The sequence below is a fragment of the Pseudomonas maumuensis genome (genome assembly GCF_019139675.1).
Classification (GTDB): domain Bacteria; phylum Pseudomonadota; class Gammaproteobacteria; order Pseudomonadales; family Pseudomonadaceae; genus Aquipseudomonas; species Aquipseudomonas maumuensis.
In genome coordinates this window covers 1701389-1715071 of the sequence record NZ_CP077077.1, presented here as the reverse complement: position 1 = coordinate 1715071, position 13683 = coordinate 1701389, and the positions used below count along the sequence as shown (strand labels likewise).

General features: G+C 63.6%; 11 protein-coding genes. 6 read left to right on the top strand and 5 right to left on the bottom strand.

Annotation, left to right across the window (positions count from 1 at the left end):
• Positions 1-127: 127 nt before the first annotated feature.
• Entirely contained in the window at positions 128-1369 is a 1242-nt protein-coding gene (locus KSS90_RS07915) for a glutamine synthetase family protein (protein ID WP_217869752.1), read from the bottom strand.
• A 204-nt stretch (positions 1370-1573) separates the two neighbouring features.
• The gene (bkdR, locus tag KSS90_RS07910; RefSeq protein WP_028691050.1) at positions 1574-2062 is read right to left on the bottom strand and encodes a Bkd operon transcriptional regulator BkdR; all 489 of its coding nucleotides are present in this window, start codon (positions 2060-2062) and stop codon (positions 1574-1576) included.
• A gap of 198 nt (positions 2063-2260) precedes the next feature.
• Here bkdR and KSS90_RS07905 point away from each other — a divergent pair, with 198 nt between their 5' ends.
• Genes KSS90_RS07905 through lpdA form a run of 4 tightly spaced genes read left to right on the top strand, consistent with a single transcriptional unit; the run spans position 2261 to position 7204 of the window.
• Entirely contained in the window at positions 2261-3493 is a 1233-nt protein-coding gene (locus tag KSS90_RS07905) for a 3-methyl-2-oxobutanoate dehydrogenase (2-methylpropanoyl-transferring) subunit alpha (protein ID WP_217868911.1), read from the top strand.
• A 1-nt stretch (position 3494) separates the two neighbouring features.
• The gene (locus KSS90_RS07900) at positions 3495-4553 is read left to right on the top strand and encodes an alpha-ketoacid dehydrogenase subunit beta (protein ID WP_038706568.1); all 1059 of its coding nucleotides are present in this window, start codon (positions 3495-3497) and stop codon (positions 4551-4553) included.
• The gene (locus tag KSS90_RS07895; protein WP_217868910.1) at positions 4554-5822 is read left to right on the top strand and encodes a dihydrolipoamide acetyltransferase family protein; all 1269 of its coding nucleotides are present in this window, start codon (positions 4554-4556) and stop codon (positions 5820-5822) included. It begins immediately after the preceding gene.
• 2 nt (positions 5823-5824) lie between these two features.
• Complete coding sequence (lpdA, locus tag KSS90_RS07890; RefSeq protein ID WP_217868909.1) at positions 5825-7204, top strand: dihydrolipoyl dehydrogenase; 1380 nt, start codon at positions 5825-5827, stop codon at positions 7202-7204.
• 65 nt (positions 7205-7269) lie between these two features.
• On the opposite strand, the gene KSS90_RS07885 is transcribed toward lpdA, so the two are convergent.
• On the bottom strand, positions 7270-8268 hold the full coding sequence (locus KSS90_RS07885; protein ID WP_217868908.1) for a sensor domain-containing diguanylate cyclase: 999 nt from the start codon (positions 8266-8268) through the stop codon (positions 7270-7272).
• 218 nt (positions 8269-8486) lie between these two features.
• Between KSS90_RS07885 and KSS90_RS07880 the strand changes: the two genes are divergently transcribed.
• Positions 8487-9047, top strand: coding sequence for a hypothetical protein (locus KSS90_RS07880; RefSeq protein ID WP_217868907.1), 561 nt, complete (start codon positions 8487-8489; stop codon positions 9045-9047).
• 7 nt (positions 9048-9054) lie between these two features.
• Here the strand turns inward: KSS90_RS07880 and KSS90_RS07875 are convergent, their stop codons facing one another.
• Entirely contained in the window at positions 9055-10458 is a 1404-nt protein-coding gene (locus KSS90_RS07875; protein ID WP_217868906.1) for an aminotransferase-like domain-containing protein, read from the bottom strand.
• 216 nt (positions 10459-10674) lie between these two features.
• On the opposite strand from KSS90_RS07875, the gene KSS90_RS07870 reads away from it, so the two are divergent.
• The gene (locus KSS90_RS07870) at positions 10675-11877 is read left to right on the top strand and encodes a benzoate/H(+) symporter BenE family transporter (RefSeq protein ID WP_217868905.1); all 1203 of its coding nucleotides are present in this window, start codon (positions 10675-10677) and stop codon (positions 11875-11877) included.
• A 62-nt stretch (positions 11878-11939) separates the two neighbouring features.
• On the opposite strand, the gene KSS90_RS07865 is transcribed toward KSS90_RS07870, so the two are convergent.
• A complete protein-coding gene (locus KSS90_RS07865) occupies positions 11940-13223 on the bottom strand; it encodes a TolC family outer membrane protein (protein WP_217868904.1) in 1284 nt (427 codons plus the stop codon).
• Positions 13224-13683: the final 460 nt, after the last annotated feature.

The following is a 13683-nucleotide window of genomic DNA, read 5'->3' as shown; positions in this document are numbered from 1 at the left end:
TCCCGTCAAGCTCCTTGACCAGGTGGCGTTGGGTTGCAGGCAAGCATAAAAGCAAATCCATCTTGGCGCAGGCCCCCAGGCAGCGAAAAGGGCCAAGGGGGCGCATCCAGTAGCGGTCGTGTCGCGCTCAGGCCTGCGCGGCCAGCACACGGCGCTCCCAGGGGGTGATTTCATCGAAGAAATCGCTCAGTTCCAGGGTCTTGGTGGCGATGTAGCCTTCGATGAACTCCTTGCCAAACAGTTCCCGCGCCAGGCTGCTGCGCTTGAGGCGCTCCAGTGCGGCATGCAGGGTGCAAGGCAGGCTGAGGTGCTCAGGCACCTCGAACTCGCCCTGGATCGCCGGCGTCGGCGCAATCTGCCGTTCGATACCGTGCAGGCCGGCGGCAAGGCTTGCAGCAATGGCCAGGTAGGGGTTGGCATCGGCGCCCGGCAGGCGGTTCTCCACCCGCCGCGCCACAGGCGAGCTGGCCGGAATGCGCAGGCCCGCGGCACGGTTGTCCTCGGACCAGCAGGCGTTGTTCGGTGACGCATAGGGGTGGCACAGGCGCTGGTAGGAATTGACGTTCGGCGCGAACAGCGCGGTGAAGTCGGCCAGGCAGGCCTGCAGGCCACCGATGAAATGGTGGAAGGTGTCCGTCGCCCTGCCCTGCTCATCGCTGAACACATTGCGCCCACTGGCGACTTCCACCAGGCTCTGGTGAATGTGCATCGAACTGCCGGGCGTGTGCGCCAGCGGCTTGGCCATGCACACCACGGTCAGGCCATGGCGCAGCGCCACCTCTTTGAGCAGGTGCTTGAACAGGAAGGTCTGATCGGCCAGCAGTAACGGATCGCCGTGCAGCAGATTGATCTCGAACTGGCTGACGCCCATTTCATGCATGAAAGTGTCGCGCGGCAGGCCCAGCGCCGCCATGCAGCGGTACACCTCGTTGAAGAACGGGCGCAGGCCGTTGTTGGAGCTGACACTGAAGGCCGAATGGCCCATTTCCCGGCGTCCGTCCTTGCCCAGCGGCGGCTGGAACGGCTGGGTCGGGTCGCTGTTGGCGGCGAACACGAAGAACTCCAGCTCGGTCGCCACCACCGGTGCCAACCCGCGCTCGGCGTACCGGGCAATCACCGCCTTGAGCTGGCCACGGCTGGACAACCCCGAAGGAGTGCCATCGAGTTCCACCGCATCGCAGATCGCCAATGCCCGAGGTTCGTCGCTCCAAGGCAGGCGGTGGATCTGCGAGGGTTCGGCCACCAGCGCCAGGTCGCCATCGTCGCTGCCATAGTATTTTGCCGCCGGGTAACCGCCCATGATGCACTGCAGCAGCACGCCACGGGCCATCTGCAAGCGACGCCCCTCCAGGAAGCCCTCGGCGGTCATCACCTTGCCGCGGGGCACGCCGTTGAGGTCGGGGGTGACGCACTCGATTTCATCGATACCCTCCAGGAGCACTGCCTGGTTGCGCGGGCCTTCGGTCGTCATGACGCTGTCCTTCTTGTTGTGTTCGCATGCCGGGAATGGCGACGGACACAACATAGGCCGGGGGTGTTTAAAATATCAAGCACCCCAGGCTGCGCGCCCGAATCATTGCTCGCGTAACGTCATGCCATTGGCCGGCAACGGCAACGCGGTCTTGTAGCGCACCTGTTTCAAGGCAAAGCTGGAGCGGATGTTCGCCACCCCGGGCAAGCGTGTCAGGTAATCGAGAAAGCGCTCCAGTGCCTGGATGCTTGGCAGCAGCACCCGCAACAGGTAATCCGGGTCGCCGGTCATCAGGTAGCACTCCATCACCTCCGGCCGCTCGGCAATTTCCTCCTCGAAGCGATGCAGCGACTGCTCCACCTGCTTTTCCAGGCTGACGTGGATGAACACGTTCACATCCAGCCCCAGCGCCTCGGGTGACAACAACGTCACCTGCTGGCGAATCACCCCCAGCTCCTCCATGGCCTTGACCCGGTTGAAGCACGGCGTGGGCGACAGGTTGACCGAGCGCGCCAGCTCCGCGTTGGTGATGCGGGCGTTTTCCTGCAGGCTGTTGAGGATGCCGATATCCGTTCGATCCAGTTTACGCATGAGAGAAATTGACCTAGTTTTTGTGTTTGTACGGAATGTTTATCTGCGCCGCCGGACAAAGGCAATGAACTTGAGAGAAAAATTCTCCTGCCGTCCCCCTATGATGTAAAAAGACGCTGACCTGCCAGTCACGAGCCGGCAGTCAGCGGCGGCCGCTTCAAAGCTCACAAAAACAACATTCGAGCGAGCGTAAAAAGCATGAACGAGTACGCCCCCCTGCGCCTGCATGTGCCCGAGCCTACAGGCCGGCCAGGCTGCCAGACCGATTTCTCCTACCTGCGCCTGAACGACGCCGGTCAAGTCCGTAAACCCCCTATCGATGTGGAGCCTGCCGACACGGCGGACCTCTCCTATAGCCTCGTGCGCGTGCTCAACGAGCATGGCGATGCCGTCGGCCCCTGGGCCGAGGGCATCGAGCCGCAGGTATTGCGCCAGGGCATGCACGCCATGCTCAAGACGCGCATTTTCGACAGCCGCATGGTGGTCGCCCAGCGCCAGAAGAAGATGTCGTTCTACATGCAGAGCCTGGGCGAGGAAGCCATCGGCAGCGGCCAGGCCCTGGCCCTGAACCGCAGCGACATGTGCTTCCCCACCTATCGCCAGCAGAGCATCCTGATGGCTCGCGACGTGTCGCTGGTCGACATGATCTGCCAGCTGCTGTCCAACACCCGTGACCCGCTCAAGGGCCGCCAGCTGCCGATCATGTATTCGGTGCGCGAGGCCGGCTTCTTCACCATCAGCGGCAACCTGGCCACCCAGTTCGTCCAGGCGGTCGGCTGGGCCATGGCCTCGGCGATCAAGGGCGATACCAAGATCGCCTCGGCGTGGATCGGCGACGGCGCCACCGCCGAGTCCGACTTCCACACTGCCCTGACCTTCGCCCACGTCTACCGCGCCCCGGTGATTCTCAACGTGGTCAACAACCAGTGGGCGATCTCGACCTTCCAGGCCATCGCCGGTGGCGAGTCGACTACCTTTGCCGGCCGTGGCGTGGGTTGCGGCATCGCTTCGCTGCGAGTGGACGGCAACGACTTCATCGCGGTCTACGCCGCTTCGCGCTGGGCCGCCGAACGCGCCCGCCGCGGCTTGGGCCCGACGCTGATCGAATGGGTCACCTACCGCGCCGGCCCGCACTCGACTTCGGACGACCCGTCCAAGTACCGCCCGGCCGACGACTGGAGCCACTTCCCGCTGGGCGACCCGATCGCCCGCCTCAAGCAGCACCTGATCAAGCTTGGCCACTGGTCCGAGGAAGAACACCAGGCGGTCACCGCCGAGCTCGAGGCCGAGGTGATCAAGGCGCAGAAGGACGCCGAGCAGTTCGGCACCCTGAGCAACGGCCATATCCCCAGCGCCGCGTCGATGTTCGAGGACGTGTACAAGGAAATGCCCGACCACTTGCGCCGTCAGCGCCAAGAACTGGGGGTCTGAGATGAACGATCACAACAACAGCATCCATCTGGAAAACGCCATGTCCACCACCACCATGACCATGATCCAGGCCCTGCGCTCGGCCATGGATGTCATGCTCGAGCGCGATGACAACGTGGTGGTCTATGGCCAGGACGTTGGCTACTTCGGCGGTGTGTTCCGCTGCACCGAAGGCCTGCAGACCAAGTACGGCAAGTCCCGCGTGTTCGACGCGCCGATCTCCGAAAGCGGCATCGTCGGCACTGCCGTGGGCATGGGCGCCTACGGCCTGCGCCCGGTGGTCGAGATCCAGTTCGCCGACTACTTCTACCCTGCCTCCGACCAGATCGTCTCGGAAATGGCCCGCCTGCGCTATCGCTCGGCCGGCGAGTTCATCTCCCCGCTGACCCTGCGCATGCCTTGCGGCGGCGGCATCTACGGCGGCCAGACCCACAGCCAGAGCCCCGAGGCGATGTTCACTCAGGTCTGCGGCCTGCGCACCGTCATGCCATCGAACCCCTACGACGCCAAGGGCCTGCTGATCGCCTCGATCGAATGCGACGATCCGGTGATCTTCCTCGAGCCCAAGCGCCTGTACAACGGCCCGTTCGACGGCCACCACGACCGTCCGGTGACGCCGTGGTCCAAGCACCCGCACAGCGCCGTGCCGGATGGTTACTACAGCGTACCGCTGGACAAGGCGGTGATCACCCGCCCGGGTAACGACGTCACCGTGCTGACTTACGGCACCACCGTGTATGTGTCGCAAGTGGCGGCCGAAGAGAGCGGCGTCGACGCCGAGGTCATCGACCTGCGCAGCCTGTGGCCGCTAGACCTGGAGACCATCGTCGAGTCGGTGAAGAAGACCGGCCGCTGCGTGGTCGTGCATGAAGCCACCCGCACCTGCGGCTTCGGCGCGGAACTGGTATCGCTGGTCCAGGAGCACTGCTTCCATCACCTCGAAGCGCCGATCGAGCGCGTCACCGGCTGGGATACCCCCTACCCCCACGCACAGGAATGGGCCTACTTCCCCGGCCCTTCGCGGGTAGGCGCGGCACTGAAACGGGTCATGGAGGTCTGAATGGGCACGCACGTCATCAAGATGCCGGACATTGGCGAAGGCATCGCGCAGGTCGAGTTGGTGGAATGGTTCGTCAAGGTCGGCGATGTGATCGCCGAAGATCAAGTGGTGGCCGATGTCATGACCGACAAGGCCACCGTGGAAATCCCTTCGCCGGTCAGCGGCAAGGTGCTGGCCCTGGGCGGCCAGCCTGGTGAGGTGATGGCGGTCGGCAGCGAGCTGATTCGCATCGAAGTCGAAGGCAGCGGCAACCATGTCGACACGCCCCAGGCCAAGCCGGCCGAGCCGGCAGCCGCACCGGTGCAAGCCATCGCCCAGCCTGAACCACGCGTCGAGGCGCAACCACAGGTCGCCGCCCATCATGTCGCCGCGCCCATCGTGCCGCGCGAGGCCCACGACAAGCCACTGGCCTCCCCGGCGGTACGCAAGCGCGCCCTGGATGCCGGTATCGAGCTGCGCTACGTGCACGGTAGCGGCCCGGCCGGACGCATCCTGCACGAAGACCTCGACGCCTTCATCAGCAAGCCGCAGAGCAGTACCGGGCAGGCACCCGGAGGCTATGGCAAACGCACCGACAGCGAGCAGGTGCCGGTGATCGGCCTGCGCCGCAAGATCGCCCAGCGCATGCAGGATGCCAAGCGTCGCGTCGCCCACTTCAGCTACGTCGAGGAAATCGACGTCACCGCCCTCGAGGCCCTGCGCCAGCAGCTCAACGCCAAGCATGGCGACAGCCGCGGCAAGCTGACCCTGCTGCCGTTCCTGGTGCGCGCCATGGTCGTCGCCCTGCGCGACTTCCCGCAGATCAACGCCACCTACGACGACGAAGCCCAGGTCATCACCCGCCACGGCGCGGTGCATGTCGGCATCGCCACCCAGGGCGACAACGGCCTGATGGTGCCCGTGCTGCGCCATGCCGAAGCCGGCAGCCTGTGGAGCAACGCCAGCGAGATCGCCCGTGTCGCTCACGCGGCGCGCAACAACAAGGCCAGCCGTGAAGAGCTGTCCGGCTCGACCATCACCCTGACCAGCCTCGGCGCCCTCGGCGGCATCGTCAGCACCCCGGTGGTCAACACTCCGGAAGTGGCGATCGTCGGCGTCAACCGCATGGTCGAACGGCCAGTGGTGATCGACGGCCAGATCGTCGTGCGCAAGATGATGAACCTGTCCAGCTCGTTCGACCACCGCGTGGTCGATGGCATGGACGCCGCGCTGTTCATCCAGGCCGTGCGCGGCCTGCTGGAACAACCCGCCTGCCTGTTCGTGGAGTGATCATGCAAGAGCTCATCAACACCACCCTGCTGATCATCGGTGGCGGCCCCGGCGGCTATGTGGCCGCCATCCGCGCCGGACAACTGGGCATCCCCACCGTGCTGGTCGAAGGCCAGGCCCTGGGCGGCACCTGCCTGAACATCGGCTGCATTCCGTCCAAGGCGCTGATCCACGTGGCCGAGCAGTTCCACCAGGCCAACCGCTACACCGAACCTTCACCGCTGGGCATCAGCGTGTCCTCGCCGCGCCTGGACATCAGCCGCAGCGTCGAGTGGAAGGACGGCATCGTCGACCGCCTCACCAGCGGCGTCGCCGCGCTCCTGAAAAAGCACGGCGTGAAGGTGATCCATGGTTGGGCGAAGATCCTCGATGGCAAGAGCGTCGAAGTCGACGGCCAGCGCATCCAGTGCGAACACCTGCTGCTGGCCACCGGTTCCAGCAGTGTCGAACTGCCGATGCTGCCGATTGGCGGGCCAATCATTTCCTCCACCGAGGCCCTGGCGCCCAAGGCCATGCCCGAGCACCTGGTGGTGGTCGGCGGCGGCTACATCGGCCTGGAGCTGGGCATCGCCTACCGCAAGCTCGGCGCCAAGGTCAGCGTGGTGGAAGCCCGCGAACGCATCCTGCCGACCTACGACGCGGAGCTCACCGCGCCGGTGGCCGACTCGATCAAGAAACTCGGCATCGCCCTGTACCTGGGTCACAGTGTCGAAGGCTATGCCGACGGCTGCCTGCTGGCCAGCGACGGCCAGGGTGGGCAACTGCGCCTGGAGGCTGACCAGGTGCTGGTGGCCGTGGGCCGCCGCCCACGCTGCAAAGGCTTCGGCCTGGAAAGCCTGGACCTGAAGATGAACGGCGCCGCCATTGCCATTGATGAGCGCTGCCAGACCAGCATGCGCAACGTCTGGGCCATCGGCGACGTGGCCGGCGAGCCGATGCTGGCGCACCGGGCCATGGCCCAGGGCGAGATGGTCGCCGAGATCATCGCCGGCAAGAGCCGACGCTTCGAGCCGAGCGCAATCGCCGCGGTGTGCTTCACCGACCCGGAAGTGGTGGTGGTCGGCAAGACCCCGGAACAGGCCGGCCAGCAAGGTGTGGATTGCATCGTCGCGCAGTTCCCCTTCGCCGCGAATGGCCGGGCCATGAGCCTGGAGTCGAAGAGCGGCTTCGTGCGCGTGGTGGCGCGCCGTGACAACCATCTGATCCTCGGCTGGCAAGCCGTGGGCGTGGCGGTTTCCGAACTGTCCAGCGCCTTCGCCCAGTCCCTGGAGATGGGCGCGCGCCTGGAAGACATCGCCGGCACCATCCATGCCCACCCGACCCTGGGCGAGGCGGTGCAGGAAGCGGCGCTGCGCGCCCTGGGGCACGCACTGCACATCTGATTGAAGACACTGAAGCGGCAATCGCCGATTTGGCCCGCTGCGCCCCAGGCGCCGCGGGTCTTTTTTCACTCGGCGACGTTATTCTTGCCAGCCGCCTTGGCGCGGTAGAGGGCCTTGTCCGCCCGAGCCAGCAGCGCATGCCGATCCTCCCCTTCCTGCCACTGCACCACGCCATAGCTCATGGTCAGTTGGCAATCGCCTATCGGGGCCACTTCGGCCAGCGCCTCGCGGATTCGCTGCGCCGCTTCGCGGGCCTGCGCCTGCGAGGCCCCCGGCAGGACCACCACGAATTCATCGCCGCCCCAGCGTGCCAGCAAGTCCTGCTCTCGCAGACATCGGCGAACCCGTTCGGTGACCTCGACCAGCGTCGCATCGCCACGGGCATGGCCGTGTAGGTCATTGATCGGTTTGAAGTCATCCAGGTCCATGGCGATCAACGCCAGCGGCTCACGGAAGCGCCGTGCGCGCTCGCATGCCTGTTGAAGCGTTCTCTCCAGGCAATAACGGTTGGCGGTTCGGGTCAACGCATCACGTTCGGCCAGTTCGCGGTTCTCATCCAGTTGCCGCTGCAACTGCTGGTTGACCCAGGACAGCTCACGGGTGCGTTCGGCCACCTGGCTCTCCAGCGATTGGTTGCGCTGTTCAAGCTCCTCCACCAGGCGCTTGCCTGCATCGATATTGCGATGGGCGCCGAGCATGCGCGCCACCGAACCATCGCTGTTGCGGGCGATGATATGGCCGCTGTCCTCGATCCACAGGTAACTGCCATCCTGGCAACGGCACCGGTACTCAATGCGGTAGCGCTCATTGCGCTGGGTGATATAGGCCTCGAAATGCGCCATCACCCGCGGATGATCCTCGGGGTGAATCACGCTTTCCCAGGTCAGCACGGAATTGTCCAGGGAGTGGCTGGCATAGCCCAGCATCGCGTACCAGCCCGGGTTGCGGTAGACGTAGCCGCTGTTGGCATCCCAGTCCCAGATGCCGTCGCTGATCAGCTCGAACAACGTGTGCAATTGCTGCTCGGTGAAGCCGGCCGGTACCGGTTTTGCTGCCTGATTCATGAACGCGCTCCCTGTTGTCCAGCAACTGCGCCCCGAAACCGGTGCTGCCGACGTTCTTCTGTTTGCCGCAAGCGGCAATCCTGTTCCTCTGCCAGGCAAGCATATTCCGAGCGAGAGGCCGCCGGAATAGTCCTAACGGCCTATTCTGCCGTTGCGCCACAGCTGGCACAGCTTTTGCCCCTTTCGTCGCGTGCTTAAGATCCGCTTACGGAGGAAACATGCTTATCACAGCGAATGGCCTGGGTTGGCAGGCCGTGCAACAACAGCAACGCAACGTTCTCGAACTGCCTGCGACACAGACGCCCGCGCTCCAGCCGCTGATGGCCAGCGCTAAATCCTCGGCGCAGCAGAACAATCAGGGCAGCACCTCGCAGCAACACGCCGAAGACAATCGCAAGGAGGCCTTCGCCAAGCTGGTGGTCATGCTGCAGAATCCCGACGTGGCCAAGCGTGAACAGGCCAGCGTGGGCAAACAGGAAGAATCCAGCGCTCTGCAGGAGTTTCGCGATTACATGGCCAAGTCGCCGGCGGAGAAGATCAAGGAAAAGATGCTCCAGGAAATGGGCCTGACGGCGGAGGAGTACGACGCCCTGCCGCCTGAACAGAAAGCGCGGATCGACGAGCAGATCGCCCAACGCTTGCAGGAAGAGGTCGAACGGACAACCCAGGCCAAGCTCGAACAGCAAGCGCAGCGCGAACAGGCCACCACCCATCCGCAAAGCGTCCTGACCGAGACAGATGACCAGGATACCGAGCGACGCTACACCGCCCAGCTTTGAGCCCTGCTCAGTAGAAGCGCTTCGGATCCCCTGACTCGAGCAGACTGGCCAATTGGGTCAGGGCGAAGCGCAACTCCTCCCGGCTGGTCGGCGACATCAGCACGATCCGCACGCCACGTGGATCACCCGTGCGCTCCACCTGGAACTGACTGCCGCTCATGACCACCACGCCATTGGCCCGCGCCAGCAAGGCGAACTCGTCGCTGTGCCATTGCTCAGGCAAATTGAGCCAGAGGTGATAGCTGTGCGACTGGCTTTGCAGCGACGCACCGCTAAACACTTCGCGGGCGATGGCCTGGCGCGCCGCTGCCTCGGCGCGATGTATGCGGATCAGCTGGCTGTCCAACCCTTCACCGATCACATGGCTGGCCAGTTGCGCGGTCAACGGCGAAGGCATCCACACCGTGCTGCGCACCATGGCCGTCAGCCGCGATAACAGCTTCGGCGGACTGTACAGGTAGCCGATCCGCAGCGCCGGCATGACTGACTTGGACAGGCTGGTGAGGTAGATCGAACGCTCCGGGGCGAAGGTCGCCAACGGCCGGGTCTGCGGGTCGGTGGCCAGGAAGCCGTAGATGTCGTCGTCCAGCAGCAGGAAATCGAACTCCTCCGCCAGCGCCGCAATCTGGGCACGGCGCTCGTTGGACATGATCGCCGTGGTCGGGTTTTGGCAGGTCGCCACGCACACCAGCATGGCCGGTCGCTCTCGCAGGCAGATCTCGCGCAAGGCTTCGGGGATGATGCCCTGCTCATCCATGGCCACGCCTCGCAGGCGACGGCCCAGGCCGTGGGCCACGGAAATGATGCCCGGATAGCACAGCGACTCGCACAGCACCAGGTCGCCCGCCCCGGTCAAGGCGCTGATCGCCACCATCAGCCCATGCTGGGCGCCACTGGTGATGACCACCTGCTGCCATTGCGCGCCCGGCAGCCACTGTCGCAACCATTGCGCGCCCGCCTCGCGATGCGCCGGATGTCCGCCCTCGGGGGCATAGTCCAGCAGCTGTTCCAGCCGCGTGGTATTGGCCAGTTCGGCCAAGGCGTTGCGCAGCCAGTACTGCAAGGTTTCGCCGTAAGGCTTGATGATCGACAGGTCCAGCTCTTCGCCGCGAGCAGCGGGGGCCGTGGTGGCGGCTGCGCGGGCGACACCGGGAGCTTCGCCGGTGTCGGCGATCCGGTCGAGGACGTAGGTGCCGCGCCCCACCTCGCCCTGAGTCAGTCCACGCCGCGACGCCTCGGTGTAGGCACGACTGATGGTGCCTGGCGTGACGTCCAGGGCCTGTGCCAGTTCGCGTAGCGTCGGCAAGCGTTCGCCGCGCCGCAGCACGCCGCGGGCGATGTCGTGTGCCAGCGCATCGGCGATGGACAGGTAGACAGGCTGATTGCTTTCGCTGATCCGTGGAACCCACATGAGACGGCTACCGGGCTGAAATGATTGAAAATTTGAACACATGGGCCGACTTGAGTCGATCCTTCGAGCGATTCAATTTGTGCTCATCAAGGTCGGAGCTCGACGAGCGCCGAGCCTGCTGGGCTGCACGACAAACCACTTGAAATGCGCAACCGTTACCAGATAGATTCAATTTGAATCGAATCAATCGAATCAATAAACTCATCTGGACTCGCCATGGACAACCTCAGAAAGGATTTTTCCCTCTCCGCCCTGGTCGCTGGCTTGATCGCCGTGATCATCTCCTATGCTGGCCCCCTGATCATCGTGTTCCAGGCCGCCGACCAGGCGGGTCTGGGCAACGAAGCGACCGCTTCGTGGATCTGGGCCATCTCCATCGGCAGCGGCCTGACAGGCCTGTTGCTGAGCTGGAAACTGCGGGTTCCGGTGATCACTGCCTGGTCCACCCCCGGGGCCGCACTACTGGTATCGATGCTGCCAAATGTTTCACTGGCCCAAGCGGTGGGTGCCTATATCGTCGCCGCGCTGCTGATCGCGGTGATCGCCCTGAGCGGCGCCTTCGACAAGCTCATGAATCGCCTGCCCAAGGCCATCGCCGCGGCGATGCTGGCCGGTATCCTGTTCCGCTTCGGCGCCGAACTGTTCAGCTCGATCCGCCTACAGCCCGTTCTGGTGTTGTCGATGCTGGCGAGCTATCTGTTGTTCAAGCGCCTGTCGCCGCGCTACGCGATTCTTTCGGTGCTGATCGTTGGTTGCGGCCTCGCCGCCGGCCTGGGCCAACTGGACACCCAGGCCCTGGTGCTGGAAATGACCCTACCGACCTGGACCAGCCCGCAATGGAGCTGGCACGCCATCGTCAACATTGGCCTGCCCCTGGCGCTGGTATCGCTCACCGGCCAGTCGGTACCCGGCATCGCCGTGTTGCGCGCCGCCGGCTACCAGGTGCCGGCGCGCCCGATCGTCTCGGTCACTGCACTGGGTTCGCTTTTGCTGGCGCCGTTCGGCTGCCACGGCGTCAACCTGGCGGCGATCACCGCCGCCATCTGCACCGGTCGCGAGGCTCACGAGAACGCGAACAAGCGCTACATCGCCGGCATCGCCTGCGGCGCTTTCTACCTGCTGATGGGCAGCTTCGGCGCCACCTTGGCCTCGGTGTTCGCCGCCCTGCCGAGGGAGCTGATCGCCGCCCTCGCCGGCCTGGCCCTGTTCGGCGCCATCGCCAACGGCCTGGCGGGCGCCATGGCTGACGAAAAACAACGGGAGCCGGCGCTGATCACCTTCCTGGTCACCGCATCGGGGATGAGCCTACTCGGTCTTGGCGCCGCTTTCTGGGGGCTGATCTTCGGGCTGGCGGCACACTTCGCCCTGAGCTACAGCCGCCAGACGCGACAGCCCCAGGCCAGTGTCCAGGCACCTTGAAAGCAGGCGTGAAGATGGGGGAAGTGGCGTTCCAGCGCAGGTTCGCGCTGCCAACTTTCCCCTTACAGATCCGGCAGGGCTTGTTGCGAGGGGCTGTCCACACCCAGTAGTTGAAGCAGCGTGTTCTGCACCACTGCATAGTTGATGACCGCGTCATATCGATCAAACTTTGCCGAAGAGCTGCTGCTCAAGGCCTGGAACACATCCTGCTCCACACTGAGCAAGTCATTCAAACTCCGATACCCCAACTTGTACTCCTCTTGATAAACATCTCGGGTGTGCGTTGCAATACTCACCTGGTAGACACTACTGCGCACACGCGCCTCCGCGCCGCGCCAATTACTCAACGCGGTGGCGGTTTTTTGCTCCGCGTCCAGCCACGCCTGGTTAACGCTCGCTTTTGACGCTTCCAGCGCCTCGTGCGCCTGCAGCACACGGGCGGATACAGCCCCCCCCTGATAAATCGGTATATCGACCGTCACACCAAACTGATTGTCCCAGGCAGGCACCGAGTTATTGTAATCACGCTCGTACTTATGAACACGTGAGGCACTCAGGCTGATACTCGGCATATGCTGCGCCTTCGTCGCCCCGAGCAAGGCGTCGGCGGCTTTTTCCTGGGCGATGGCTGAGCGCACAGAGGGGATTGATCGATAGTCAATCATGCCCTGCTCTTGTACGGGTGCTTGCAACAACACCTCGGGAAGGTCCGCCAGTGCATCGACCTGCTTACCCGTCAGTTGCGCAAGATTGGCTTTGGCATTCGCCAACTGATTGCGATACTGCTCCAGTGTTGTCGCCAGGCCTGCGACACGGCTGGTTGCCTGTAACGCATCAGACGCCGAACTCAACCCCGCATTCAAGCGATACTCTGCAATGCCTTTGACTTCCTCCAGGGAGGCAAGCATGTTCTCGGTGACGCGAACAATATCTTGATAACGCTTGACACTGGAGTAGGCCAGTAACGTATCCCCCGTCACCCGCGTCACTGTATTCATCAAGTCATCACGGTAGGACTCGGTGAGGTAGGTCTGGTTCCGTATGGATCCCGTCGTCCGACCAAAATCATAGAGCAACTGCTTGAGCTGCGGCCCGTAGACATATTCACCACGCTGACCGTAAGTACCAGACAGACTGAGCTGTGGATAATAGGCGCTGCGCGCCTCGTCCTTCTGTGCCTCGCCCTTCTTGATCTGTGAAAATGCCTGGCTCAACGCGGGGCTGCGGGCGTAAGCAAGCATAATTGCAGCGTCTGGCGTCAAGAACGCAATGTCGCTGGCCTTGAGCGCGGGAAGGCTGTCTTCGTAAGCCGCCTTGGCCCCCGAGGGTTGCAGGGTGAGCCACATGAAAGCCAGAGCCTGTACGAAAAGTAGCCGAGTGGCGAGTAGGCAAGGCGACGACAGGCGAGGAACGACGGGGTTCGCGCCCGACTTGACTGGGCTTTCAATGAGCATTCCAAGCCTGTTTTCAACGCAGTCTAACCGTCGCATAGGCAGGTTTCGTACTAAGCCTATGGTGAACGAGCATCTGCGCGCCTGGTGTGCAACAAGAAATTTTTTAATCTTTCTTGAATACATGGACAGCACACCGCGATCACTGCGCATCTAAATCTCCAACCTCAGAATTTGACATTTCCATGCGACGGGCGTGGCCAGCAAGATTGCCAAGGTCACCCCGGCGTCCTTCCTCCCGACTATCACTCTCCCTGAGCATTGGGGGATTTTCCTATCCGCCAACGTCCTTAAAACACGGATCCGTCGCAAAAACTTATGTGTAATTGCAAACACGCCTCTGCTGCGCCCGGAG

Bases quoted from the DNA above. Each gene is read 5' to 3' on its own strand.
- KSS90_RS07915 (WP_217869752.1), bottom strand. From the start codon at position 1,369: ATGACCGCCGAGGGCTTCCTGGAGGGGCGTCGCTTGCAGATGGCCCGT.
- bkdR (WP_028691050.1), bottom strand. From the start codon at position 2,062: ATGCGTAAACTGGATCGAACGGATATCGGCATCCTCAACAGCCTGCAG.
- KSS90_RS07905 (WP_217868911.1), top strand. From the start codon at position 2,261: ATGAACGAGTACGCCCCCCTGCGCCTGCATGTGCCCGAGCCTACAGGC.
- KSS90_RS07900 (WP_038706568.1), top strand. From the start codon at position 3,495: ATGAACGATCACAACAACAGCATCCATCTGGAAAACGCCATGTCCACC.
- KSS90_RS07895 (WP_217868910.1), top strand. From the start codon at position 4,554: ATGGGCACGCACGTCATCAAGATGCCGGACATTGGCGAAGGCATCGCG.
- lpdA (WP_217868909.1), top strand. From the start codon at position 5,825: ATGCAAGAGCTCATCAACACCACCCTGCTGATCATCGGTGGCGGCCCC.
- KSS90_RS07885 (WP_217868908.1), bottom strand. From the start codon at position 8,268: ATGAATCAGGCAGCAAAACCGGTACCGGCCGGCTTCACCGAGCAGCAA.
- KSS90_RS07880 (WP_217868907.1), top strand. From the start codon at position 8,487: ATGCTTATCACAGCGAATGGCCTGGGTTGGCAGGCCGTGCAACAACAG.
- KSS90_RS07875 (WP_217868906.1), bottom strand. From the start codon at position 10,458: ATGTGGGTTCCACGGATCAGCGAAAGCAATCAGCCTGTCTACCTGTCC.
- KSS90_RS07870 (WP_217868905.1), top strand. From the start codon at position 10,675: ATGGACAACCTCAGAAAGGATTTTTCCCTCTCCGCCCTGGTCGCTGGC.
- KSS90_RS07865 (WP_217868904.1), bottom strand. From the start codon at position 13,223: ATGTGGCTCACCCTGCAACCCTCGGGGGCCAAGGCGGCTTACGAAGAC.